Origin of the sequence: Nocardioides sp. LHG3406-4, from assembly GCF_049897745.1 — a bacterium.
In the GTDB taxonomy this organism is placed as follows: domain Bacteria; phylum Actinomycetota; class Actinomycetes; order Propionibacteriales; family Nocardioidaceae; genus Nocardioides.
Map to the genome: position 1 here is coordinate 140377 of NZ_JAFCWV010000003.1, position 23711 is coordinate 164087.

A 23711-nucleotide genomic window follows, 5' to 3' on the forward strand; every position below is an offset into this window, starting at 1 on the left:
TCCGGGTGCGCGATGCTCGCGGGATGCACGTGGTGGGCCGGGACGCGGAGATCGCCGAGCTGGAGCAGGCGCTCTCAACTGTTGCCACGGGTGGACGCAGGCTCCTGGTGCTGCGCGGGGAGGCCGGGATCGGCAAGACGCGGCTGTTGACCCTGCTGGTCGAGAGCGCCCGGCGGAGGCGGCTCGAGCCCGCGCTCGGCCGGGCGACGGAGCTCGAGAGCGACGTACCCCTCGCCATGTTCCGCGAGGCGTTGCCCGGGCTGTCGCCGGCCATGGGTGAGGAGGTCGAAGCCCGCTGGGAGCTGCTCCGCAGCCTCACTGCCGAGCTGGCCACCTGGCGCAGGCTGGTGCTGGTGCTCGACGACGCGCACTGGGCCGACCCGGTGTCGCTCGAGCTGCTCGAGACGCTTGTACGACGCCCTCCCGGGACGTCGCACGCCCTCGTCGTCGGCGTACGGCCGGGACCCGTCGCCGACTCGCTCGTCGCGGCTGCGAGGTCGACCGGGCGGCAGTGCACGGTCCTGGACCTGGCACCCCTGTCCCGCGCCGCCGCCGATGCCCTGGCCGGCGACCACCGGACCGAGGCGGAGCTGAGTCGCCTCTACACGGTCTCCGGCGGCAACCCGATGTTCCTCGAGGAGCTAGCCCGGGCCGGGAGCCCGGAGGGCGTCCCGCACGGGATCGTCGCTGCCGTCTCGGCTGACCTGGCCCGGCTCGGCGAGGCCGCCCGGAGGCTGGTCCGGGCAGGGGCGCTGGTGGGCGACCCGTTCGACATCGACATCGCCCGCAGGACCGCGGGCCTCGACCTGACCGCGGCCCTGGCCGCCGTGGACGAGCTGGTCGACCGCCGGATCGTCCGGGCGACGAGCACGCTTCGCGAGTTCGCCTTCCGCCACCCGGTGGTCCGCAGCGCCGTGTACGAGGGTCAGTCGGCGGCGCACCGGCTGCAGGGTCACGCCCGCGCCGCCGAGGTGCTCGCCGAGGCCGGACGCCCGCTGCCGAGCCGGGCCCGGCACCTGGCGCACGCCGCGGCACCCGGCGACGCGGACTCGGCGGCGCTGCTGCGTGCCGCCGCCGGGATGGTCCGGACGTCCGCTCCGTCCATCGCCGCGGACTGGCTGCTCGCCGCCAAGCGAGTTGCCCCGCCGACCGATTTCGGTCCGTTCTCCGACCTGGCCGAGGCGCTGGTGCAGGCCGGCCGGCTCACCGAGGCCCTCAGCGTGGCGGACGAGGGCCTCATCTTCGGTGCCGGCGCGAACCCCGACCGGGTGCGGCTGACGCTCGCCGCGGCCGCCGTCGAGCGACTGCTCGGCCGGCACGACGCCTCACTGCGCCGACTCTCGAGGACGCTCGAGGAGATCCGGGACCCGACCGGACAGGCAGACCTGATGGCGGCCCTTGCGCTGTCGGCGTACGAGCGCGGCGACTACGAGGGCCTGGCGCACTGGGGCCGGCTGGCCCACGACGACGCGTCGGCCGACCCGCTGGTGCATGGGGTGGCGGCTGCGCTGGTGGGGGTCGGCCTCCGGTTCGCCGGTCGCGGAGCCGAGTCCAGGATCGCGGGAGACCACGCCGTCGACGCCGTACGGCGCGCGTCGGACGCGGAGCTGGCCGCCCGGGCCGAGCTGGTGACCGCGATTCCGTGGGCGCTCGTGGCCGTGGAACGCCTGGAGGACGCCCTCGCGGCTGCCAGGCGTGGCTCGGCGACGGCGCAGCAGGTCGGGAACGTCGCCGGCGCCACCCCGTTGCTGATCGCCGAGGTGCTCGCCCTCGGCCTGCTCGGCAGGATGGAGGAGGCGGCCGCCGTGGCCGACCGCACTGAGCTCACGGCGCGACTGACGCACAACGACCAGTCAGTGCAGTGGGCACTCTGGATGAGGGCCTGGGTGCTGCTCGACCGGGGCGAGCTCGACGCGGCGCTGGCGACGGCGAGGGAGAGCGCGGCCCTGGCCGAGCGGCTCGACCGGTCGGCGCTGGTCACGATCGCCAATGCGGTCCTGGGCTCGGTGCTGCTGGCGATCGGGAAGCCGGAGGAGGCGCGGCCGCTGCTGGCGGCATACGACGTGGAGCCGGGCTGGGTCTGCCGGTGGGCGCCGGCGCTCGTCGGGGCCGAGATCGCGCTCGGCGACCTCGACGCGGCGGCGGCGGCGGCCCATCGGGCCGCCGCCCTGGCAGCAACGTCCGGACTGAGCGGCGCCCTCGCGGCCGCGGACCGGGCCGCGGCGATGGTCGCCCTCGCCCGTGGTGACCACGAGACGGCGGTGACGGTGGCCGTCTCGGCCATCGGCCACGGTCGGGCCATCGGTGCCGACCTGGATGCTGCCCGGGGACATCTGCTGGCCGCCGAGGCGCTGACCGGCACCGACCGGGAGGCCGCCGTCGGCCATCTCCTCGAGGCGCAGGGCCTGGCGACCCGGGGCGGCGCGGTGCGGACCGCGGACGCGGCCAGCCGCGCACTCCGCGGTCTCGGCCGGCGCGTCGCGCGCGGGGGTGCGCGGGGCACCGGGGCGACAGGAGTCGACGCGCTGAGCGGCCGGGAGCGCGAGATCGCGGGCCTGGTCGCGCAGGGGCTCACCAACCGCGAGATCGCGGCCCGGCTGTTCCTCAGCGAGAAGACCGTCGAGTCCCATCTGTCGAAGGCCTTCGCCAAGCTGGGTGTGTCCTCCCGCGCGGCCCTCGCGTCACAGGTCGCCTCCGGCTGAGTCAGGCACTCCAAGCCGGCGTGCGGCCCGCCCACGCGGCGAGCCGGTCGTAGACGCTCGCGTCGTCGGGCACGGCCGCCGGGGCGCCGAACACACCGCCCCGGTTGTCGTCGGTCAGGCTGGCGGACATGAAGGCCAGGCCGCGCTCGGCGACCTCGGGGTCGAGGCGGTCGACGTCCTGGCCGGTCGCCGTGGCCAGGTCCCAGGAGTGCACCGCCAGCTCCGCGATCTGCCAGTCGACCTGGCCGGCGTCGGCGGCGTCGCCCTGCTGGTGCCAGTAGTGGATCAGGTCGTCGGCCGCGGCACGGAACCGTGCGGCCCACCCCTCGGTGGCCGGCTCCGGCCCGGTCGACCAGTCCGGCTGCTCGCCCTGCAGCATCTCGAGGAAGCGGCCGGGCGCACCGGTCACGTGGCCGATGAGGTGCGCGACGTCCCAGTCGGTGCAGGGGGTCGGCTTTGAGAGCTGGTCCGCGTGCACGGCGGCCAGCACGTCCCCGGTCTGGTCGAGTGCCCGAGAGAGCACGATGACGGCTTCCGTGGCAGTGGTCATGGTGACACGGTAGGCCTTCCCGCACCTGTCGGTGCGCTCTGATTGGCTGGTCACATGACCGGATCCACCCCGATGGCGCGCTATCAGCTGACGCGCCCGCACGCGCCGGCGGCCGTGCCGGAGCTCGACGCCGACCAGCGCCGGGTCGTCGAGCACCAGGGTGGTCCGCTGCTCGTGCTCGCGGGTCCGGGCACCGGCAAGACGACCACGCTCGTGGAGGCGATCGTCGATCGGGTCGAACGAGGCGCCCAGCCCGACTCAATGCTGGCCCTGACGTTCTCCCGCAAGGCCGCCGAGCAGCTGCGCGACCGGGTCACCGCGCGTCTGGGTCGCACCACCGCCACGTCGCTGAGCTCGACCTTCCACTCCTTCGCCTATGCGCTGGTGCGTCGCTACGCCCCCGCCGAGCTGTACGCCGCCCCGTTGCGCCTGCTGTCCGCGCCCGAGCAGGACGTCGTGCTGCAGGAGCTGCTGGCCGACACCCCGGAGGCGGTGCGATGGCCCGACTCCCTGCAGGCGGCCGTCGGCACCCGCGGGTTCGCGCGCGAGGTGCACGCCGTGCTGTCCCGGGCGCGCGAGCGCGGCCTCGACCCGGAGGACCTCGTGGCGCTGGGCCGGGCCGAGGGCGTGCCGGAGTTCGAGGCGGCCGGGGCCTTCATGGCGCAGTACCTCGACAACCTCGGCGGCCAGAGCGCGATCGACTACGCCGACCTGGTCGCACGTGCCGTGGTCGAGGCCGAGATCCACCGCGAGGAGCTTCGGGCGCGGTTCACTGCCGTCTTCGTCGACGAGTACCAGGACACCGACCCCAGCCAGGTGCGGCTCCTGCACGCGGTCGCAGGCGACGGCCGAGACCTCGTGGTGGTGGGCGACCCCGACCAGTCGATCTACGGCTTCCGAGGCGCCGACGTGCGCGGCATCCTCGACTTCCCGACCGACTTCCCGCAGGCCGGCGGCGAGCCGGCGAGGGTGATCGCGCTGGGCACCACCCGCCGGTTCGGCTCCCGGCTGCTCACCGCGTCCCGCTCGATAGCCGCCGGCATCGGCATCACCGGGGCCATCCCGGCCGGCACCTACGAAGCGTTCCGGCACCCCACGCCGACCGTCCACGAGCTCGGGCCGGGGCAGGTCGAGGTGCTCACCTTCGACACCGCGCGGGCCGAGACCGAGCAGGTCGCCGACCTGCTGCGGCGCGCGCACCTCGAGGACGGCGTCGCGTGGAACGACATGGCCGTGCTGGTCCGCTCCGGACGCAACTCCATCCCGCCGCTGCGCAGGTCGCTCGCCGCGGCCGGGGTGCCGGTCGAGGTCGCCAGCGACGAGACCCCGCTGGTGCGCGAGCCCGCCGTCCTGCCGCTGCTCGACGTCCTGCGCGCCGTGGTCGACGCCGACGTCCACGACCCCGACGACCCCCGCTACCTCGGGCACGACCGCATCGACTCGCTGCTCACCTCCCCGATCGGCGGCCTCGACGCCACCGACGTACGCGCCCTCGCCCGGGTGCTGCGCCAGCGCGACGACACCGGCTCGTCGTCGCGTGCGCTGGTGCGGCGTGCCGTGCTCGAGCCGGGGTTCGTCACCGGGCTGACCGGTCCCTCCGTCGAGCGCGCCGCGCGCTTCGCGTCGCTGCTGGCGACCGCACGCGAGTCCCTCGCCGCCGGCGACACCGTGGAGGAGGTGCTCTGGGTGCTCTGGGAGGGCACCGACTGGGGGCGCCGCCTGCGAGCCGCCACCCGGGCGGGCGGTCAGGGCGCCCGGCTGGCGCACCGCGACCTCGACGCCGTCTGCGCGCTCTTCGAGGTGGCCGCGCAGACCGAGGAGCGCAAGGGCCACACCTCGGTCGGCGCGTTCCTCGACACCCTCGTGGGCCAGCAGATCCCGGCCGACACGCTCGCCGACCGCGGGGTGCGCGGCGAGGCCGTCCGGCTGCTCACCGCCCACCGGTCGAAGGGCCTCGAGTGGCGGCTGGTCGTGGTCGCACGCGTTCAGGACGGCACCTGGCCCGACCTCCGCAGGCGCGAGTCCCTGCTCTCCGCCGATCGGATCAGTCGCGACGGTCTCCTGCCGCCCGTCACGACCACTGCCATGCTCGCCGAGGAGCGTCGCCTCTTCTACGTCGCCAGCACCCGTGCCCGGCAGCGCCTCGTCGTCACCGCCGTCGCATCGCCCGACGACGACGGCGAGCAGCCGTCGCGCTTCATCACCGAGCTCGGCGTCGCGCCCGTGCACCGGGTCGGCCGGCCGCGCCGGCCGCTGTCGCTGGCCGGCCTGGTCGCCGAGCTGCGTCGTACCCTCGCCGACCCCGACCAGCCCGAGGCGCTCCGCGACGCCGCGGCCCGGCGGCTGGCCATGCTCGCCGCCACGCAGGTCCACGGCCGCCCGGTGGCCCCGCAGGCCGACCCGGCGACGTGGTGGGGGCTGCGCAGCCCCAGCCGCGCCGACCAGCCGGTCCGGGCAGGTGACGAGCCCCTGGTGCTCTCCGCCAGCGCCGTCGAGGGGCTGCTGACCTGTCCCGCGCAGTGGTTCCTGACCCGCGAGGCCGGCGGCGAGGTCCCGAGCTCGGCGAGCCAGGGCTTCGGCAACGTCGTCCACGCCCTCGCCGACCGCATCGCCAAGGACGAGCTGGCTCCTGGGCCGCGCCTCATGGACGACGTGATGGCACTGGTCGACGAGGTGTGGGGCCGGATGGACTTCCGCACGCCCTGGTCGGCGTCGCGCGAGCGCGCGGAGGTGCACGACGCGCTGGCCCGGTTCGTCGCGTGGCACGCGCGACCCGGAGCCCGGATGCTGCTGTCGACCGAGGCCAAGGTGAGCGCGGAGGTCACCCTGCCCGACGGCCAGGCGGTGCGCCTCCACGGCTACGCCGACCGCCTCGAGCTGGACGAGGACGGTCGCGTCGTCGTGGTAGACCTCAAGACCGGCAAGTACCCGCCCACCGCGGCCGAGGTCGCCGAGCACGCCCAGCTCGGCGTCTACCAGTACGCCGTGGCTCACGGCGCCGCCGACGAGCTGGTGGGCCGGCCCGCGCAGCCGGGCGGCGCCCAGCTGGTGCAGCTGCGCAAGGGCACCGAGCTGCCGAAGGAGCAGACCCAGCAGCCCCAGCAGCCCGACGCCGATGGCGTGACCCTGGTCGAGCGTCAGCTGATGCAGGTGGCCCGAACGCTGCGGGCCGAGGAGTTCGTGGCGCGCCCGGGCAAGCAGTGCGACCGGTGCGCCTTCACGGCCATCTGCCCCGACAAGAGCTCCGGGTCGGTGCTGTCGTGACGGCCCGCGAGATCACCACGCCGGAGCAGCTGCGTGAGGTGATGGGCACCGACTTCACGTTCAGCGCCCAGCAGTTCGACGCGATCACCGCCCCGCTGGGGCCGGCCGTGGTCATCGCCGGTGCCGGCTCCGGCAAGACCGCGGTGATGGCCGCGCGGGTCGTCTGGCTGGTAGCGACCGGCCGGGTCCAGCCGCACGAGGTGCTGGGCCTGACGTTCACCACCAAGGCGACCGCCGAGCTGGCGCACCGCATCCGGTCGTCGCTGCGGGCCGCCGGCCTGCTGCCGGCGCCCGGCACGCGTGCCCTCGACGAGTCCGAGGAGGTGGAGGAGCCGACGGTCGCCACCTACCACTCCTACGCCGCCAACCTGCTCTCCGAGCACGGGCTGCGCATCGGGCACGAGCCCGACGCCCGGCTGATCGCCGACGCGTCCCGCTACCAGCTCGCCGCCCGCGCCGTACAACGGCACACGGCACCCGTCGAGCACCTCACGGACTCGCCCACCCACGTCGTGCAGTACCTCCTCTCCCTCGACGCCGAGATGAGCGAGCACCTCGTCGACCCCGCCGACGTGCGTGCCCTCGACGCCGCCGAGCGGCCGCGCTTCGTCGAAGGCATGGCCGACGAGTCACGCAGCACCTACCGCGCCTTCAACGAGAAGGCGATCCTGGCGATCGACCGGCGGGCCGAGCTGCTCGACCTGGTGGCGGGCTACCGCGCGCTCAAGGCCCACCTGGGCCTGATCGACTTCTCCGACCAGATCGCCCTGGCCGCCCGGATGGCCGAGCAGTGCCCCGAGGTCGGGGAGCTCGAGCGCGGCAAGTTCAAGGTGGTACTGCTCGACGAGTACCAGGACACCTCGGTCGCCCAGGCGCTGATGCTCAGCCGGCTCTTCTCCGGGCCGGACGCCGCGTCCGGCCGCGGGCATCCGGTGACGGCGGTGGGAGACCCCAACCAGGCGATCTACGGCTGGCGCGGCGCGTCGGTCTCCAACATCCTCGACTTCGGCCGCGACTTCCCGGCCCTCGACCGCGAGCCGACGACGTACCCCCTCACCGTCAACCGCCGCTCCGACCGGCGGATCCTCGACACCGCCAACCACCTGGCCGCCGACCTCTACGCCGACCTCTCCCAGGTGCGCCCGCTCGAGCCCAAGCCCGAGGCCGACGACGGCTCGGTCACGGTGGCGCTGCACGCGACGTATGACGACGAGCTCGCGTGGCTCGCCGAGCAGGTGGCCGCCGCGCACGAGGCGATGGAGACGCCCCGATGGAACGAGATCGGGGTGCTCACCCGCAACAACGCGCACGCGGCCCATGTCTTCGACGCCCTGTCACGGCACGAGATCCCGGTCGAGATCGTCGGCCTGAAGGGTCTCCTGCGCCTGCCCGAGGTGGCCGAGGTGGTGGCCACCCTCAGCCTGGTCTCCGACGTGACCGACAACCCGTCGCTGCTCACCCTGCTGGCCGGTCCGCGGTGGGCGATCGGGCCGCGGGACCTCGCGCTGCTCGGGCGCCGCGCCCGCGAGCTGGCCGGGCCGGGCGGGCGTCGGGCCACAGGCGCGCCCAGCGTCGCCGACGAGCTGGCGTCCGCCGTCGACGGCTCCGACCCGACCGAGATCGCCGCCCTCGGAGACGCGCTCGACGACCCGGGCGACCTGCCCTACTCACCGCAGGCCGCCAGCCGGTTCGCGCTGCTGGCCGCCGAGCTGCGCCGACTGCGGGCGGCAGCCAACGAGCCGATCCTCGACCTCGTCCGCCGGATCATCGACCTGACCGGCATCGACGTCGAGCTCGCCTCGTCGGTCAGCCCGGCCGCCGCGGCTCGCCGCGACAACCTCGACCTGTTCGTCCAGGCGGTGGCCGAGTTCCAGGCCGTCGACGGCCAGGTCACGCTGCCTGCGCTGATGGCCTGGCTCGAGGCCGAGGACAGCTTCGGCCAGGGCCTCGACGTGGCGACCCCGTCGGAGGCCGACTCGGTCAAGCTGCTCACCGTGCACCGCGCGAAGGGGCTCGAGTGGGACGTCGTGTTCCTCGTGGGGGTCACCGAGCAGAAGTTCCCGACCAACCAGTCCCGCAGCAGCTGGCTCACCGTGCCGTCGGTGATGCCCAACGTGCTGCGCGGCGACCATCGCGACCTGCCCAAGCTCGGGGGTCACCGCCCCGACGACATCAAGGCCTACGCCGCCGCCGCGAAGAGGCACGAGGCGACCGAGGAGCTCAGGCTGGCCTACGTCGCCTGGACCCGCGCCCGGCACCACCTCCTCGCCAGCGCCTGGTGCTGGCACCCGTCCCTCAAGCGCGGCCTGGGCGCGTCGTCGTACCTCCTGGCGACGCGTGAGGCGGTCGCGGGGTGGGGCGGCGAGCCGGAGCGCTGGCAGCCGGCCGTGACCAAGACCGACGTCAGCCCCTACGCGCTCGACGACCCCGACCAGGCGTGGCCGATGTCCCACTACACCGCCGAGGTGGAGCGGCGCACCGACGCCGCGAAGCGGATCGCCGTGGCCGAGGAGCAGCTCCGAGACGGGGCCCCCGAGGACGTCGTCGAGGACCTCCTCGTGGCCGACCAGGTGGCCCAGTGGGACGCCGAGCTGACCCGGCTGCTCGAGGAGGCGCGACGTGACCGCGCCGACACGATCGAGGTGACCCTGCCGAGCAGCCTCTCGGCCACGTCCCTGGCCAGGTTGCGTGAGGATCCCGTTCGCTTCGCCGCCGACCTGGCGCGGCCGATGCCGCGCAAGCCCTCGGCCTCGGCGCGGTTTGGCACGCGCTTCCACGCGTGGGTGGAGTCGCGCTTCGGGCAGCAGGGCCTGATCGACCCCGACGAGCTGCCGGGTCGCTTCGACACTGGCATCGACGACGAGGACGACCTGGCCGAGCTCATTGCGACGTTCGAGGCGGGCGAGTTCGCCGACCGGATGCCGTACGCCGTCGAGGCGCCCTTCGCGCTGGTGCTCGACGGCCAGGTCGTGCGGGGTCGCATCGACGCGGTCTACGCCGAGGGTGACGGCTTCCTCCTGGTCGACTGGAAGACCAACCGGCACGAGGCCGCTGATCCGCTGCAGCTGGCCGTCTACCGCGTGGCGTGGGCGGAGCTCCACGGCGTGGCGCTCGACCAGGTCCGCGCCGCGTTCCACTACGTGCGCACCGGGCACACCGTCGAGCCGGCCGACCTGCCCGACCGGGCCGGGCTGGAGGCGTTGCTCAGGCCGACGCTGCTGTGAGCGCGATGTCGACCATCGCGCCGAACGTCTGCTCGCGCTCGAGCGCGGTCGTCTCCTCGCCGGTGACGATGTGGTCGGAGACCGTGCAGATCGCCAGCGCCCTGCGGCGGTGCTTCGCGGCCAGCGTGTAGAGCGCGCTGGCCTCCATCTCCACCGCGAGCACGCCGTGCTCGACCATGGGCGCCATCAGCTCGACGCGCGGGGAGTAGAACGAGTCGCTGGAGAAGATCAGCCCCACGTGCGGGTCGATGCCCAGCGCCGTCGCCGCGTCGTACGCCGCTCGCAGCAGACCGAAGTCGGCGACCGGGGCGTAGTCGTAGCCGTGGAACCGGTGGGAGTTCATCGACGAGTCGGTGCATGCCGCGGACGCGATGACCACGTCGCGCACGGCGAGCTTCTCGGTGAGCGCGCCGCACGAGCCGACCCGGATCACCGACTGCACGTCGTACTCGGTGAAGAGCTCGGTGGCGTAGATCGCGAGCGACGGCTGACCCATGCCGGAGCCCTGCACGGAGACGGGCCGGCCGCGCCAGGTGCCCGTGTAGCCGTACATGCCGCGGACCTCGCTGTAGCAGCGGGCGTCGTCGAGGAACGTCTCGGCGATCCACTTCGCGCGGAGCGGGTCGCCGGGCATCAGGACGGTGGGTGCGATCTCGCCGTCGGCGGCGCCGATGTGGGTGCTCATGGTGGTGGAAGGTACCCAAGTACGGTGGCGGCGTGACCACCCAGGACACCAGCGAACGCCTCAGCACACTCCCACACCTGGCCCTCTCGGCCCATGCGCACAACCGCGAGGGCCTGCGCCGCACCGACGACGCGTGGCTGGCCGAGCGCTGGGCCGACGCCTCGACCCGCGTGCTGGTGGTGGCGGGCAATCGGATCCGTCCGGTGGACGGGATCATCGAGTGGGTGGCGCCGGCCGACGCACCCGACGGCGTGCGCGTGCTGCTGGGGGAGCGTGACGGCGTCACGAGGTTCGCGCTGATCTGCGACCCGGCGACGGCGCCGGGGGAGCGCGAGGAGTGGGTCGGCCTGCGTGGGCTCTTCCCGCACTTCGTCGACGGCGGCGCGGACGACGCTCCGTGGCTCTTCCACGCGATCGGTCTCGCCGAGTGGCACTGGGTCACCAGGTTCTGCCCGCGGTGCGGCGGCGGGCTCACCTCCAGCCATGCCGGGCACGAGCTGGTGTGCACCTCGTGCGGCAGGGCGCAGTTCCCGCGGACGGACCCGGCCGTGATCATGGCGGTCACGTTGGGGGAGCCCGGTGCCGCGGACGAGCGGGTCCTGCTGGGGCGCCAGCAGGCCTGGCCGGCCGGTCGCTGGTCGACCCTGGCGGGCTTCGTCGAGCCGGGCGAGACGTTCGAGGACGCCGTACGCCGCGAGGTGATGGAGGAGGTCGGTACCCCGGTCGGCGAGGTGACCTACTTCGGCAACCAGCCGTGGCCGCTGCCGGCCAGCCTGATGGTCGGCTTCCTGGCCCGCGCCACGAGTGACCGGATCGACGTCGACGGAGCCGAGATCGAGGAGGCGCGCTGGTTCACCCGCGCCGAGCTGCTCGCCGACGCGGCCTCCGGTGCCATCACGGTGCCGAAGGGCGTCTCGATCTCGTCGTCACTGCTCGAGAGCTGGGCCGGCGAGTCGCTCCACGGAGGCTGGTAGCAGCCGACGGGACGCGACCTTCACGGGGCTTCCATGCGCTTCACGGGGGTTGCAACCCTCGTGAAGCGTCGCGATACCCGGGTACCCGGGTATCGCAACGGGCAACCTCAAGCCAGCGCGGCCAGCTTCTCCTTGACCTGGGCCAGCGAGGGGTTCGTCTGCGCCGAGCCGTCGGGGTACACCAGGGTCGGGACCGTCTGGTTGCCGTTGTTGGCCTGCTCGACGATCGCCACGGCCTCGGGCACCTGCTCGATGTCGACGATCTCGAAGGGGATGCCCTCGCGGTCGAGCTGGCTCTTGAGCCGGTGGCAGTAGCCACACCACGGGGTGGTGTACATCGTGAAGGTTTCGCTCATCGTGGGACTGTCCCCTCGGACGTCTAGGGTTGCTGGCACATCTTGCAACCACCTCGCTCCAGGAGTTGTTCCCCGCCTTGCCCGCCCCGGTGCCCACGCCCGCCGACCTGCTCGCGGCGCTCGATCCCGAGCAGCGACGCGTCGCGGAGACGCTGCGCGGCCCGGTGCGGGTGCTCGCGGGCGCGGGCACCGGCAAGACCCGGGCCATCACCCACCGGATCGCCCATGGCGTCGCCACCGGGATGTACGCCCCGACCGAGGTGCTGGCGCTGTCGTTCACCACCCGTGCCGCGGGCGAGATGCGGGGCCGCCTGCGCGTGCTGGGCGCCTCGGGGGTGCAGGCGCGCACGTTCCACTCGGCTGCGCTGCGGCAGCTTCGGTTCTTCTGGCCGCGCCTCCACGGCAACGAGCTCCCGACGCTGGTGGAGTCCAAGCTCGGCATCCTCGCGACCGCGGCCCGGCGCCGGAGGCTGACCACCAACCAGGCGCTGCTCCGCGACCTGGCGTCGGAGATCGAGTGGGCGAAGGTCAGCAACGTCTCCCCGGCCGACTACCCACGCCTCGCCCCACAGCGGGGCCGCAGCGTGGGCGACGTCGCCCCCGAGACGGTGGCCGGCGTGTTCGAGTCCTACGAGGAGACCAAGCGCGAGCAGGGCCGGATGGACATGGAGGACGTCCTGCTCTTCACCGCCGGCATGCTCGCCGACGACGCCCGGGTCGCCGCCCAGGTGCGCCAGCAGTACAAATGGTTCGTCGTCGACGAGTTCCAGGACGTCTCGCCCATCCAGTACGCCCTCCTCGACCTGTGGCTGGGCGGTCGCGACGAGCTGTGCGTGGTGGGCGACCCCGCCCAGACGATCTACTCCTTCGCCGGCGCCCAGGCCTCCTACCTGCGCGACTTCGCCTCCCGGTTCCCGGACGCGGCGTCGATCGACCTGGTCCGCAACTACCGCTCCACGCCCGAGATCGTCGGCTTCGCCAACCAGGTGCTGGCCGGCACGCCGAGCCAGGGCGTCAAGCTGGTGGCCCAGCGCCCGTCCGGTCCCACGGTGGTCGCCCAGGCCTGTCCCGACGAGGTCGCCGAGGGACAGCACGTCGCCGGCCGCATCGCCGAGCTCCGCGCCGCCGGTACGCCGGCGTCCGAGATCGCGGTCCTGTTCCGCATCAACGCCCAGTCCGAGGCCTTCGAGGATGCGCTGGCCGGGCGCGGCATCCCCTACGTCATCCGCGGCGCCGCCCGCTTCTTCGACCGGGCGGAGGTGCGCCAGGCGGTCACCCTGCTGCGGGGCACCGCCCGCGGCGGCCAGTCGGCCGACGAGCCACTCGTGGACGTCGTCCGGGCCACGCTGGGCGGCATGGGCTGGTCGCCGGAGGCGCCCACGAGCCGCGGCCAGACCCGCGACCGGTGGGAGTCGCTGCAGGCGCTGGTCGATCAGTCCGTCGAGTTCGCCCGGGCGGATCCCCACGACCTCGGCGGCTTCGTCGACGAGCTCGACCGCCGAGCCTCCGAGCAGCACGCCCCGACGGCTGAGGGCGTCACGCTCGCCACCCTGCACGCCGCCAAGGGCCTCGAGTGGGACGCCGTCTTCCTCTGCGGCATGCAGGAGGGCACCCTGCCGATCGTCTACGCCGAGTCACCCGCCGAGATCGAGGAGGAGCGCCGCCTGCTCTACGTCGGCATCACCCGGGCGCGGCGCACGCTCTCCATCTCGTGGTCCGCCGCCCGCAACCCCGGCGGCCGGGCCAGCCGCAAGCCCTCGCGCTTCCTCGACGCCGTGCTGCGCGATCCGCGCGCCGTGCAGGCAAAGGGCCACGAGCCCGGCACCCGCCGCAACCGCCGGGCCGTGCACTGCCGCGAGTGCGGCAAGCCGCTCGACACCGCGGCCCAGAAGAAGATCGGCCGCTGCGCCGACTGCCCGGCGTCCTACGACGAGGAGCTCTTCGAGGCCTTGCGCACCTGGCGTCGCGAGCGGGCCAGCGACGACGAGGTGCCGCCGTACGTCGTCTTCACCGACGCGACCCTCCAGCTGATCGCCGAGCACAAGCCGCGCACCGACGCCGGCCTGCTCAAGATCGCCGGAGTAGGCCCGACGAAGCTGGAGAAGTACGGCTCGGAGCTCCTCGACCTGCTGGGCTGAGGAAGTCACGAAGAATTTCCGAGAAATACCCATAAAATGGTTTGCCCATTACGCAGCCGGCGCGATAGTTTTCCTCCCATCGAGTCCGCAGCGCACAGGGCTTTGGCACGGTCCGCGCACAACGCACCGAAGGAGGTGGCCCGCATGAACAAGCACATGATCACGATGACGGCGCAGACGCCGTCCTTCGGCATGCCCGGCTACGCCGCCTCCTCGACCCTCGCCTGCTCCGGCTGGGTTGCCGCGAAGCGAGTGCGTCAGCTGGGCGTCATCGCCGCGGACGCCAACCTCGTGACCGTTCCGGCCACCCAGGGAGCCTTCCCGGGGACCACTGCCTGGAGACCACCGTCCTGTTGAGACCCAACAGCGCCGGCACCTCCAGGCCGCGGATCCCGAATCAGGGATTCCGCGGCCTTTCTGTTTCTCCGAACCATTCAGCGATCAGGTCAGAAGGAGGTGACACACATGACCATCAGTGTTCTCGACCGTGTGCCGGAAGAGCTCCAGCAACTGGCTCCGTGCCGCATCAACGACCCGGACCTGTGGTTCGCCGAATCGCCCAGCGACGTGGAGCACGCCAAGACCCTGTGCCAGGACTGCCCGGTTCAGGCTCTGTGCCTCGACAACGCACTCGAACGGCGTGAGCCGTGGGGTGTCTGGGGCGGCGAACTCTTCCTGCAAGGCGTGGTGATCCCGCGCAAGCGCCCACGCGGCCGACCCCGCAAGGACACCAACAACGGGGTGGCTGCCTGAGCGGCGGACACCACATCACGAAAGACATCCCTTGATGAACCTCACCTCGAAGACCGAAGGACGTAACGACATGAATCTCATGCATGAAAACCTCGCGCGCGCACAAATGTCCGCGCGCCTGGGAGAGGCGCAGCAGTTGCGACGCGGCTACCAGCTGGCCCTGGCCCGTCGCATGAGCCGCAAGGCCGAGCGGGCCGCGCAGCAGGCACGCCTCGCCCTCGCCCGCGCGCTCTGATCAGGGCTGGTCACCAGCACTGACCTGATCGCGGGTGACTCTCACAAAAGCACGGGAGCCGGGTACGACGACCACGTCGTACCCGGCTCTCGTGCGTCCGCACCCCCTTGCTCGGGCGTAGCCTGGCGAGGTGTTCACGTGCGACAACTGTGGCCGCCAGGTCGAGACCGAGGGGGAGACCCTGACCTGGACGACGTCGGTCGAGAACGGCCGCCGGCGCAATTACTGCGACGCCTGCTCGCGCACCCACCTTCGGAGCATCGAGGGCAAGCTCGACAGCGAGTGGTGGTGACAGGGCGTGCTCAGCCGGTGACCTCGAGACCGGCCCAGCAGCAGCCGCACCAAGGATGACGTGTCCAGCCCCGCGCGACGGGCAGGGCGTCCTCCTCGAGCCAGATGGTCGACGACCACGTGGTCGGCTGATCGGCGTGGCACCAGCGCACCACGTCGGCGCAGGCCCAGGCCAGGGCCAGCGACACGAGCGAGGGCTCCACCTCCGCGACGGCCTCGGAGGCAGTCCACTGCTCGACGAGCACCGGATGGCGGCTGTCGCGGTCCCGGGCGTGGGCGTCGAGGCAGTGCAGGCAGGCGGTCCGGCCGGGCACCACCCACGGCCCGAGCCGGATCCGGCCGTCGACGGCGGCGACGAACAGGGTCGTCCGGTCGTCGTGCAGGCACCGGTCGGCCAGGTCCCGGTCGGGCTCCCCGGCGGAGAGCACCACGGCGAGGCCGGCGTCCACGTGCCGCTCGGCTGCCGGGACGCTCCGGATGCCCACCTCGGCGAGCCGGGCGGCCAGGCCGTCCTGCCACGCGGCGGGACCTGCGATCTCGACGAGAGTCGCCGAGCGCCGGAGCAGACGGCGATCACGCTCGCCGGGTGAGACGACGAGCCCGGCGGAGGCGAGGCGAGCGACGAGCCGGGCGGGACCCGGGCCGAGCGACGACGGGTCGAGCCCACGGACCAGCCTGGCGAAGAGCTCGGCGTGCGCCGGCGTGGCCGCCACGACGAGGCTGGCGTCGGGATGGGCGCCCACTTGGAGATGGCCGGCGTCGCGGCGTACGACGGGCACGCCCGATCGCAGCCGAACCCACTGTGCTGCCTGCTCGTCGCCCATGTCGCCCACCCTGGCATCGGGCGGCGGGGGAGCGCTGCGGCCATCCACAGCCTTCGAGCAGCTGCGCGATGGCCAGAACGCCTGCCCAGAACGCACAGAGGCGGCGCCACCCCGTAGGGGTGACGCCGCCGTGTCAGCTGTGGGGCGCTACTTACGCCTTGCCGAGAATGCGGTTCAGGTTGGTTCCGCAGACGGGGCAGACGGCCTTGGCCATCCGAGTGCCCTTGTCGTTGACCTTGACCTCACCCTCCGCCTCGCGCTTCTCCTTGCACTTGACGCAGTAGAACTCGCCGCTCCAGGTCTCCGCCATGACGGCCTCCTTGCCTATGAATTACTTGGTCGTCGCGACGGGGTTTCGGGGAAGCCCGCCGGTGCTCTGGGACGGGTGTCCCTGAGCCGTGATCGACCCTACTTCACGCCTGAGCCCAGGCGTGGCAGGGACCCCGCCAAGCGTGACCGTGTCGGGATGGCCACACACCCGGGACGAGCCCCGGACGAGCCCCGGGACCGGACAGAGAGGAGGCCCCCTGCCGCTCCGTCCGACGTGTGCCTTCCCCTTGCCAACGCCGTGCGGATGGGCCGGGGGCCTCATCGGGGGCCACGCTAGGAGTCGGGGACCACCACGGTCAACGCCACCTTGTCCACCCCTGTGGAGAACCCTGTGGACAAAGCTGTGGAGAAGGCCGCCGAGCCGTGGAGAACCCCCGTACAACCCGGGACGCAGCTGTGGAGGACACGCCCGGCCCGGGCGTCGTACCCGCCGCTGACCTGCACGGACACCGCGCGGGAGCTGGGGACGAGGGAATTCCTCAGCCGAGGACCCGGAGCTCGTCGCCGACGGCAACGGTGCCGACCCCGTCGGGCACCAGGTGGCGGCAGAACCACGTCTTCCCCTCCCACCGCCGGTGCCGCGCCAGGGTGCGGATCGGCTCGTGGCCGCGGGACAGCGTGTCCGGGTCGATGGTGGTCATCACGCAGCGGTCGACGTCCTTGACCACCCGGAACGCCACGGCCCCGATCGCGACCCGGGTCCAGTCGTCCTCGGCGTACGGCGCGGGCGAGCCGGAGATCACGATGTTGGGCCGGAAGCGAGCCATCGGCAGCGGCGGGGAGGGTTCCTCGCCGCGCTCGAGTGCCGTGCCGGTCACCTGGTCGTTGAGCCGGGACAGCGACTCCGTGGTCGCGAGGGTGACCGGGTAGCCGTCGGCGAAGGCGGTGTGGTCGGCGTCGGCGGCGAACATCGGGTTGAGCCTGCGGCGAGTGGGATCGTCGCACCAGACCAGCCGCAGACCGCGGCGCCCGGTGGCGCACGAGAGCCACTCGCCGGCCTCGGCCCCGGCCTCCCGCGCCCGCATCGGGGGACGCGCGAACATGGTGACCTCGACGTCGGGGCCGGCGGGCTCGTCGAGCTCGAGGTCGGGCATCCCGGGGGCGCGGAGTCGCAACGCCGAGCGCAGCGCCGGGTCGGTCGACGAGGTGTCGGAGACGACCCGGAAGAGCTCGGGCAGCTCGCGGGCCGACACCATCGCGGCGGCCTCGTCGACGACCATCCAGGTGCGGTCACCCCGCAGCCCCGCCGGGCCGACGTCGGCGCGGAGGACCGATCGAATCGCAGTGCTCTTCACCGGGTGCACGTTGAGCGCCTCGATTCGCACCCTGCAAACCGTAGTCTTGCCCCATGGCCAGCACCCATCCAGACCCTGCCTACACCGCGGGTCCGGTGGCGGCTCTACGACGCATCGCCTTCCTCCTGGAGCGTGGACGCGAGGACACCCGGCGGGTGCAGGCCTTCAGGACCGCCGCCGCCGCGATCTTGCCGATCCCCTCCGACCAGGTGGCCGACATGGTCGAGGCCGGCACGATCACCGACCTGTCCGGCATCGGGCCGAGCACCGGCGCGGTGATCGCCGACGCCGTGCGCGGCGTCGTACCCGAGCGGCTGGCCAGGGCCGAGCGCGAGCACGGCGGGCCGCTGACCGACGGCGGCACGACCCTGCGCGCCGCGCTCCGCGGCGACCTGCACTCGCACTCCGACTGGTCCGACGGCGGGTCCCCGTTGGAGGAGATGGCGTTCACCGCCATCGAGCTGGGCCACGACTACCTCGTGCTCACAGATCACTCGCCACGGCTCACCATCGCCCACGGTCTCAGCGCCGAGCGGCTGGCCCGCCAGCTGGACGTCATCGACGCGGTCAACGTGCACCTCGGCGGAAACTTCACCCTGCTCAAGGGCATCGAGGTCGACATCCTCGACAACGGCGACCTCGACCAGACCGACGAGATGCTCGCTCGGCTCGACCTGCGCGTGGCCAGCGTGCACTCCAAGCTGAAGATGGAGTCGGCCGCGATGACCCGCCGGATGATCGGCGCCATCGAGAACCCCCGGATGAACGTGCTCGGCCACTGCACCGGCCGCCTGGTCACGGGCAACCGGGGTGTCCGCGGGCAGAGCGAGTTCGACGCGCGCGCGGTGTTCGAGGCCTGCGCCGAGCACGGTGTCGCCGTCGAGATCAACTCCCGTCCTGAACGCCGGGACCCGCCGACGAAGCTGCTCGAGCTGGCCCGTGACGCCGGCTGTCTCTTCTCGATCGACAGTGACGCCCACGCTCCTGGACAGCTCGACTTCCTCGTCTACGGCTGCGAGCGCGCCGAAGCGGTCGGCATCGACGCCGAGCGCATCGTGAACACCTGGCCGAAGGATCGACTGCTCGCCTGGGCGGCGGGAGGGTCGTCGTGACCGGGCAGGAGCCGGAGGTCGAGGTACGCCGCTCCGCCAGGCGTCGCCGTACGGTCTCGGCGTATCGCGACGGCGACCGGATCGTGGTGCTGATCCCCGCGACCATGAGCAAGAGGGACGAGGCCTCGTGGGTGGCCAAGATGATCGCCCGCTTGGACCGCGCCGAGGCTCGCAAGCGCCCCAGCGACGACCAGCTGATGACCCGGGCGCGGCAGCTCAACGACGAGATCTTCGGTGGCCTGGCGATGCCCGACTCCGTGCGCTGGGTCGACAACCAGCGCTCCCGGTGGGGCTCGTGCACTCCGGGCGACAAGTCGATCCGGCTCTCCGAGCGGCTGCAGGGCATGCCGACATGGGTGATCGACTACGTGCTCGTGCACGAGCTGGCCCACCTGCTCGAGCCGGGGCACGACGCGAGGTTCTGGGCCTGGGTCGACCGCTTCCCGCGCGCCGAGCGCGCCAGGGGCTACCTCACCGGCTGGTCCGCCGCGGCGCACCTCGAGCCACCCGAGGGCGACGACGTCGACTAGGCGGCGCGTTGCGCCCACCGGGCGCGGGAGAGGTCGATCAGCGTGTGCATCTCGTCCTCCAGCTCGGGCAGGGCGTCCACCGGCCACCAGCGCACGTCGAGCGACTCCTCGCTCACCTCGTGTACGGCGTCCGGTGCGGCCCGCGCGGTGTAGCGCACGTCGAGATGGGCGACCGTCCCGCGCGGGTCGCAGAACTCCACCGTGTGCTCGTCCAGGTGGACCGGCACGGGGTCGAGGTCGAGCCCGGCGATGCCCGACTCCTCGGCCGCCTCGCGGGTGGCCGCAGCGAGCAGGGTGAGGTCACCCGGCTCGCAGTGACCACCGAACGCGAACCAGCGGCGCGCCTTGCGGTGCAGGTTGAGCAGCACGTGGTCGAGGTCGGCCGAGAGCACCAGGGTGCCCGCGGTGAGGTGGTCGGGGAAGCACGCGCGGGTCATCCCCTCCGGATGAGCCCGCAGGTGGGCCACGAAGCGGTCTCGGAGGGCCAGCTGGTCCGGGGCCGGCGGCGTCCAGCGGGTCAGGCTCCCGAGGGCGTCGGCGTGGAGCGTCACTCCTTCGGACGGTCGTCGCCGGGGCCGTCGAGCAGCTCGCGCAGACCCGCCTCAAAGTCCTCCTCGGTGAGTGAGTCGGGCGTCGCGGCGTCCTCGCGGAAGCCGAGCGGATCGTCGAGGTCGGCGGTAGTGGGCAGCAGATCGGGATGCATCCACACGCCGTCGCGGGCCTCGGTGCCCTGCCGGGTGCGCAGCGAGCCCCACAGGGTGGAGGCGTCGCGCAGTCGACGGGGGCGCAGCTCGAGCCCGACCAACGAGGCGAAGGTCTGCTCCGCGGGACCGCCGGCGGCGCGGCGGCGGCGTACGGCCTCCTGCAGCTTGGCGGCCGACGGCATCCGCTCCGCGGTGGCCTGGCCGACCACCTCGTCGACCCAGCCCTCGACGAGGGCGAGGGTGATCTCGAGGCGCTGCAGGGCGGCCTGCTGAGCAGGCGACTGGGCGAGGTCGAACAACCCGCCCTCGAACGCGTCCTGGAGAGCAGCGGGGTTGCTGAGGTCGAGGCCGCGCACCTGCTCCTCCATCGAGGCGGTGTTGATCTCGATGCCGCGGGCGTAGTCGGTGACCGCGCCGATCAGGTGCTCGCGCAACCAGGGCACGTGTGCGAACAACCGCTGGTGGGCGGCCTCGCGCAGGGAGAGGTAGAGCAGCACGTCGTCGTGACCGACGTCGAGGCCGCCGGCGAACGTCGCGACGTTGGTCGGCACCAGGGCGGCGACCCCGGGCGCCGAGAGCGGCAGCCCGATGTCGGTGGCGCCGAGCACCTCGCCGGCGAGCGCGCCCAGCCCGGACCCGACCTGGCTGGCCACCATCGCGCCGGTGGCCTTCGAGAGCATCCCGATGAGCGGGCCCGCCATCGCGCGGGCCTCCTCGGGCAGCGCCTTGCCGAGCGACTCGACCGCCTGGCTGGCGATAGGCTCGACGAGCACCTTCCACGCGTCGGTGGTGTTGACGATCCACTCGGCACGGCTCCAGGCCGCGGTGCCCGTGACGCCCGACGGGAAGTCGGTCGCCGAGTCGAGCCAGTGGTCGGCCAGCCGCATGGCGTCCGCGACGGCGTCCTTGTCGCGCGACGTGGGGGAGGGGTCGGGCTCCTGGGCGGCGGCGCGACGTGCCATGTCGATGGCGACGTCCCAGTTGATGGGGCCGTCGTGGGGCTTCATCATCGCCTGCATCTGGCCCATCAGGGCGGAGAGGTCCATCCCGCCGAACGCGGCCCCGGCGCCGGAGAACAGCTGCTCGAAGGGCGTGCCCTTGAAGGGGTTCTGCTCAGGCTCGTCGGGCGGGCCGCTGGTCGGATCATTCGTGAAACCCATGGCCCCACGGTACTCAGCCTTCCCTAGCGCGTCTCCATGCTGAGTCAGCCGCGCGCCCATCACCGGCACGCACCGTCACTCGAGCGGTGGGTCAGCCACAGTCCGTGGCCGGCTGAATGTGGTTGGCTCACCGCCGACCGGGGCGAAGGTGGGTGGCCCACCGCTGCCCGGGGGCGGGAGGGCCGGTCCGCCGGAGCACGGGGACATCTAGACTCGGCCCGTGACTGACGCCGTACGCCTGGTCGACCTGCGCGAGACCCCGCTCGACGTGAGCGAGGTGCTCGCCGCGCTCGACGACGCCGAGTCCGGCGGGCTCACCCTCTTCGTCGGCCGGGTGCGCGACCACGACCACGGCAAGGGCGTCAACGGCCTCGACTACTCCGCCCACCCCACCGCTCTCGACCGGCTGCGCGCCGTCGCCGAGCGGGTCGCCGAGGAGTACGACGTGCACGGTGTGGCCGCCGTGCACCGCATCGGCAGCCTCGCCGTCGGCGACATCGCCGTCATCGTGGCCACGACCGCCGCCCACCGCGGGGAGGCCTTCGCAGCGTCCCGCGCACTGATCGACACCCTCAAGGCCGAGGTCCCGGTGTGGAAGCACCAGCGCTTCGACGACGGCTCCGACGAGTGGGTGGGCACTCCCTGACCGGCACGCCTCACGCGAGACACCCCACGGAGTCCCTACCCTGAGCCTCGTGGACATCCTCCTGTGGCTCGTGCCGCCCCTGGTCGTCACCCTCGGCGCCATGGCGTGGGTGATGTGGCTCGGCCGGGACGGCCGGGGCGAGGTCGACCGCGACGTCGCGGTACGACGCCTCGCGCACGCCCTCGAGAAGGACCTGCCGCGCGCCGACCCGGTGGTGCGGACCCGCGAGCGCAGCACGGGCATCGCCGTACGCCCGACCCGCGACGCGTCGTAGTTGCCAACGTTTGAGAGGGTTGGCGCATGAGTCAGCGCACCCTCGCGGGGATCCTCGCGGTCCCGCTCCTCGTGGTGCTCTGGGTGGTGGCGCTCACCTCGGGCCTGCCCTACGTCACCTACCAGCCCGGTGTGACGGTCGACGTGCTCGGCTCCCAGGACGGCAAGGAGATCGTGCAGGTCTCCGGCCACAAGACCTACCGTGACGACGGGCAGCTGCGGATGACGACGGTCTACGTGACTCGGCCGCAGTCGACGGTCAACCTCTTCGAGGCGACCGGCGCCTGGATCAGCCGCGACGACGCCGTCGTGCCGTACGACGCGGTCTACGCGCCGGACGAGACGCAGGAGGACTCCAAGACGGAGTCGGCGGTCGAGATGGTGTCGTCGCAGGACTCCGCCGTGGCCTCCGCGCTGACCGAGCTGGGCTACGACGTCTCGCCGGTGACCGAGGTGCTCAACGTCGCGAAGGGGATGCCTGCGTCCGGAAGGCTCGAGGTCCGCGACGTGCTGCTCGAGATCGACGGTCGCAAGATCACCTCGGCCGAGGACGTCGTCGACGTCGTCGACGCCGCGCCGGCGGGCAAGCCCCTGACCTTCCGCGTACGACGCGGCGAGTCCGAGCGCACCATCGAGGTGACGCCCAAGATGGTCGGTGGTGACAAGCGGGTAGGCATCACGCCGGGTCCCGGGTTCGACTTCCCGTTCGACGTCAGCGTCAACATCGACCCGACCATCGGCGGACCCAGCGCAGGGCTGATGTTCTCGCTCGCGATCTACGACACGCTCACGCCGGGCTCGCTCACCGAGGACGCCGTCGTGGCCGGCACCGGCACGATCGACGAGAAGGGCGAGGTCGGGCCGATCGGCGGCATCCCGCAGAAGATCGCCGCGTCGCGAGAGGCGGGCGCCGAGCTCTTCCTCGTGCCGATCGACAACTGCAAGGAGGCCGCGAAGGCGCCCCGGGGCGACATGCGGCTGGCCGTGGTGGCCACGATGCACGAGGCTGTACAGGCCATCGAGACGTGGACCGACGACCCCGACGCTCCACTCCCGACGTGCCCCGAGGAGGGCCCCCAGTGACCGACCTTCCCGAGGAGCTGAGCACTCAGCTGCCCAGCGATCCCGCCCTGGCGACCGCCGTACTCGAGATCGAGGCGCATGCCGCCACGGTCGGCTGGGACCAGCAGGAGCGCCTCTACGCGCTGGTCGACACCGCACGGCTGGTCGCCTCCGAGCCGGCCCTGGCGGCGTCGATGGGTCTGGACGACCAGGCCCAGGACGGCTCGTTCACGGCCATCGAGCAGGAGGAGCTGCCGCCCGGGCAGCACCTCGAGCGGGTGCTCGAGCAGATCGTCTGGCCGCCGACCGTCACCGGCTGCGCGGCCGTCGTGGAGCGCCTGGTGCTGCCGCCCGAGGTCGACGACGACATCCCCGACGACCCCGAGGCCGCCGCCGCGTTCGCCAGCCAGCACCCGCTGCGCCAGGAGGTGCGCATCGTCGCTGGTGTCACCCGCGCCGGGGCGACGTACTCTGCGCTGCGTCTGCGCGCCCACGACGACGAGCTGTCCGTGGTCGACGGCACCGAGCTGGTGCCTGGCTTGCTGCAACTTCTGTTGAGTACCTTCGATGACACCAGCCTCGATGAGGAGCATCCGTGAGCGA

Annotated in this window: 23 protein-coding genes; 15 read left to right on the forward strand and 8 right to left on the reverse strand. The window is 72.7% G+C overall.

All coding sequences use genetic code 11. The features are described 5' to 3' along the window. Positions 1–23: 23 nt before the first annotated feature. On the forward strand, positions 24–2702 hold the full coding sequence (locus tag ACP7BP_RS12415; RefSeq protein WP_426244935.1) for an ATP-binding protein: 2679 nt from the start codon (positions 24–26) through the stop codon (positions 2700–2702). Between the two features lies 1 nt (position 2703). Here the strand turns inward: ACP7BP_RS12415 and ACP7BP_RS12420 are convergent, their stop codons facing one another. After that, complete coding sequence (locus ACP7BP_RS12420) at positions 2704–3252, reverse strand: TIGR03086 family metal-binding protein (RefSeq protein ID WP_426244936.1); 549 nt, start codon at positions 3250–3252, stop codon at positions 2704–2706. Between the two features lie 54 nt (positions 3253–3306). Between ACP7BP_RS12420 and ACP7BP_RS12425 the strand changes: the two genes are divergently transcribed. Together ACP7BP_RS12425 and ACP7BP_RS12430 are read left to right on the forward strand one after the other, a co-directional pair. Next, entirely contained in the window at positions 3307–6516 is a 3210-nt protein-coding gene (locus tag ACP7BP_RS12425) for an ATP-dependent helicase (RefSeq protein ID WP_426244937.1), read from the forward strand. Further along, a complete protein-coding gene (locus ACP7BP_RS12430; RefSeq protein ID WP_426244938.1) occupies positions 6513–9740 on the forward strand; it encodes a UvrD-helicase domain-containing protein in 3228 nt (1075 codons plus the stop codon). The genes ACP7BP_RS12425 and ACP7BP_RS12430 overlap by 4 nt, the downstream gene beginning before the upstream one ends. Here ACP7BP_RS12430 and deoD read toward each other — a convergent pair. Further along, a complete protein-coding gene (gene deoD / locus ACP7BP_RS12435; protein ID WP_426244939.1) occupies positions 9721–10425 on the reverse strand; it encodes a purine-nucleoside phosphorylase in 705 nt (234 codons plus the stop codon). The two genes, ACP7BP_RS12430 and deoD, sit on opposite strands and share 20 nt — an antisense overlap. A 32-nt stretch (positions 10426–10457) precedes the next feature. Here deoD and nudC point away from each other — a divergent pair, with 32 nt between their 5' ends. Further along, positions 10458–11399: an NAD(+) diphosphatase gene (nudC, locus tag ACP7BP_RS12440; RefSeq protein ID WP_426244940.1), complete on the forward strand. Its 942-nt coding sequence runs from the start codon at positions 10458–10460 to the stop codon at positions 11397–11399. Positions 11400–11506: 107 nt separating this feature from the next. On the opposite strand, the gene ACP7BP_RS12445 is transcribed toward nudC, so the two are convergent. Further along, positions 11507–11755 (reverse strand): mycoredoxin, encoded by a 249-nt coding sequence (locus tag ACP7BP_RS12445; RefSeq protein WP_426244941.1) that lies wholly within the window; start codon positions 11753–11755, stop codon positions 11507–11509. Between the two features lie 89 nt (positions 11756–11844). Between ACP7BP_RS12445 and ACP7BP_RS12450 the strand changes: the two genes are divergently transcribed. The 5 genes from ACP7BP_RS12450 (at position 11845) to ACP7BP_RS12470 (ending at position 15173) form a co-directional block, all read left to right on the forward strand. Beyond that, the gene (locus ACP7BP_RS12450) at positions 11845–13893 is read left to right on the forward strand and encodes a UvrD-helicase domain-containing protein (protein WP_426244942.1); all 2049 of its coding nucleotides are present in this window, start codon (positions 11845–11847) and stop codon (positions 13891–13893) included. A 144-nt stretch (positions 13894–14037) separates the two neighbouring features. Then, positions 14038–14250 (forward strand): hypothetical protein, encoded by a 213-nt coding sequence (locus ACP7BP_RS12455; protein ID WP_426244943.1) that lies wholly within the window; start codon positions 14038–14040, stop codon positions 14248–14250. A 108-nt stretch (positions 14251–14358) separates the two neighbouring features. Next, on the forward strand, positions 14359–14646 hold the full coding sequence (locus ACP7BP_RS12460) for a WhiB family transcriptional regulator (protein WP_426244944.1): 288 nt from the start codon (positions 14359–14361) through the stop codon (positions 14644–14646). Between the two features lie 34 nt (positions 14647–14680). Beyond that, on the forward strand, positions 14681–14881 hold the full coding sequence (locus tag ACP7BP_RS12465; RefSeq protein WP_426244945.1) for a hypothetical protein: 201 nt from the start codon (positions 14681–14683) through the stop codon (positions 14879–14881). Positions 14882–15011: 130 nt separating this feature from the next. Next, positions 15012–15173, forward strand: coding sequence for a hypothetical protein (locus ACP7BP_RS12470; protein WP_426244946.1), 162 nt, complete (start codon positions 15012–15014; stop codon positions 15171–15173). A 10-nt stretch (positions 15174–15183) separates the two neighbouring features. Here ACP7BP_RS12470 and ACP7BP_RS12475 read toward each other — a convergent pair whose 3' ends face one another. From ACP7BP_RS12475 to ACP7BP_RS12485, 3 genes are all read right to left on the reverse strand, one after another. After that, a complete protein-coding gene (locus ACP7BP_RS12475; protein ID WP_426244947.1) occupies positions 15184–15996 on the reverse strand; it encodes a hypothetical protein in 813 nt (270 codons plus the stop codon). Between the two features lie 151 nt (positions 15997–16147). Next, entirely contained in the window at positions 16148–16306 is a 159-nt protein-coding gene (locus ACP7BP_RS12480) for a DUF5679 domain-containing protein (protein ID WP_011754982.1), read from the reverse strand. A 499-nt stretch (positions 16307–16805) separates the two neighbouring features. Beyond that, complete coding sequence (locus ACP7BP_RS12485; RefSeq protein ID WP_426244948.1) at positions 16806–17651, reverse strand: MOSC domain-containing protein; 846 nt, start codon at positions 17649–17651, stop codon at positions 16806–16808. A 23-nt stretch (positions 17652–17674) separates the two neighbouring features. Here ACP7BP_RS12485 and ACP7BP_RS12490 point away from each other — a divergent pair, with 23 nt between their 5' ends. Further along, complete coding sequence (locus ACP7BP_RS12490) at positions 17675–18733, forward strand: PHP domain-containing protein (protein ID WP_426244949.1); 1059 nt, start codon at positions 17675–17677, stop codon at positions 18731–18733. Then, complete coding sequence (locus ACP7BP_RS12495; protein ID WP_426244950.1) at positions 18730–19263, forward strand: SprT-like domain-containing protein; 534 nt, start codon at positions 18730–18732, stop codon at positions 19261–19263. The genes ACP7BP_RS12490 and ACP7BP_RS12495 overlap by 4 nt, the downstream gene beginning before the upstream one ends. Here ACP7BP_RS12495 and ACP7BP_RS12500 read toward each other — a convergent pair. Next, positions 19260–19814, reverse strand: a complete 555-nt coding sequence (locus tag ACP7BP_RS12500) for an NUDIX domain-containing protein (RefSeq protein WP_426244951.1) — start codon at positions 19812–19814, stop codon at positions 19260–19262. The genes ACP7BP_RS12495 and ACP7BP_RS12500 overlap by 4 nt on opposite strands. Next, complete coding sequence (locus ACP7BP_RS12505; RefSeq protein ID WP_426244952.1) at positions 19811–21127, reverse strand: zinc-dependent metalloprotease; 1317 nt, start codon at positions 21125–21127, stop codon at positions 19811–19813. Before ACP7BP_RS12505 ends, ACP7BP_RS12500 begins: the two co-directional genes overlap by 4 nt. 220 nt (positions 21128–21347) lie before the next feature. On the opposite strand from ACP7BP_RS12505, the gene ACP7BP_RS12510 reads away from it, so the two are divergent. The 4 genes from ACP7BP_RS12510 to ACP7BP_RS12525 are packed head-to-tail and all read left to right on the forward strand — an operon-like array spanning position 21348 to position 23707. After that, positions 21348–21773, forward strand: a complete 426-nt coding sequence (locus ACP7BP_RS12510) for a molybdenum cofactor biosynthesis protein MoaE (protein ID WP_426244953.1) — start codon at positions 21348–21350, stop codon at positions 21771–21773. 49 nt (positions 21774–21822) lie between these two features. Further along, positions 21823–22047: a hypothetical protein gene (locus ACP7BP_RS12515; protein WP_426244954.1), complete on the forward strand. Its 225-nt coding sequence runs from the start codon at positions 21823–21825 to the stop codon at positions 22045–22047. Between the two features lie 26 nt (positions 22048–22073). Beyond that, complete coding sequence (locus ACP7BP_RS12520) at positions 22074–23129, forward strand: YlbL family protein (protein WP_426244955.1); 1056 nt, start codon at positions 22074–22076, stop codon at positions 23127–23129. Continuing rightward, positions 23126–23707, forward strand: a complete 582-nt coding sequence (locus ACP7BP_RS12525) for a PPA1309 family protein (RefSeq protein ID WP_426244956.1) — start codon at positions 23126–23128, stop codon at positions 23705–23707. The genes ACP7BP_RS12520 and ACP7BP_RS12525 overlap by 4 nt, the downstream gene beginning before the upstream one ends. Positions 23708–23711 lie beyond the last annotated feature (4 nt).

Bases quoted from the DNA above. Each gene is read 5' to 3' on its own strand.
- ACP7BP_RS12465 (WP_426244945.1), top strand. From the start codon at position 14,681: ATGAACCTCACCTCGAAGACCGAAGGACGTAACGACATGAATCTCATG.
- ACP7BP_RS12445 (WP_426244941.1), bottom strand. From the start codon at position 11,755: ATGAGCGAAACCTTCACGATGTACACCACCCCGTGGTGTGGCTACTGC.
- ACP7BP_RS12455 (WP_426244943.1), top strand. From the start codon at position 14,038: ATGAACAAGCACATGATCACGATGACGGCGCAGACGCCGTCCTTCGGC.
- ACP7BP_RS12505 (WP_426244952.1), bottom strand. From the start codon at position 21,127: ATGGGTTTCACGAATGATCCGACCAGCGGCCCGCCCGACGAGCCTGAG.
- ACP7BP_RS12490 (WP_426244949.1), top strand. From the start codon at position 17,675: ATGGCCAGCACCCATCCAGACCCTGCCTACACCGCGGGTCCGGTGGCG.
- ACP7BP_RS12520 (WP_426244955.1), top strand. From the start codon at position 22,074: ATGAGTCAGCGCACCCTCGCGGGGATCCTCGCGGTCCCGCTCCTCGTG.
- ACP7BP_RS12480 (WP_011754982.1), bottom strand. From the start codon at position 16,306: ATGGCGGAGACCTGGAGCGGCGAGTTCTACTGCGTCAAGTGCAAGGAG.
- deoD (WP_426244939.1), bottom strand. From the start codon at position 10,425: ATGAGCACCCACATCGGCGCCGCCGACGGCGAGATCGCACCCACCGTC.
- ACP7BP_RS12425 (WP_426244937.1), top strand. From the start codon at position 3,307: ATGACCGGATCCACCCCGATGGCGCGCTATCAGCTGACGCGCCCGCAC.
- ACP7BP_RS12475 (WP_426244947.1), bottom strand. From the start codon at position 15,996: ATGGGCGACGAGCAGGCAGCACAGTGGGTTCGGCTGCGATCGGGCGTG.
- ACP7BP_RS12460 (WP_426244944.1), top strand. From the start codon at position 14,359: ATGACCATCAGTGTTCTCGACCGTGTGCCGGAAGAGCTCCAGCAACTG.
- ACP7BP_RS12415 (WP_426244935.1), top strand. From the start codon at position 24: ATGCACGTGGTGGGCCGGGACGCGGAGATCGCCGAGCTGGAGCAGGCG.
- ACP7BP_RS12420 (WP_426244936.1), bottom strand. From the start codon at position 3,252: ATGACCACTGCCACGGAAGCCGTCATCGTGCTCTCTCGGGCACTCGAC.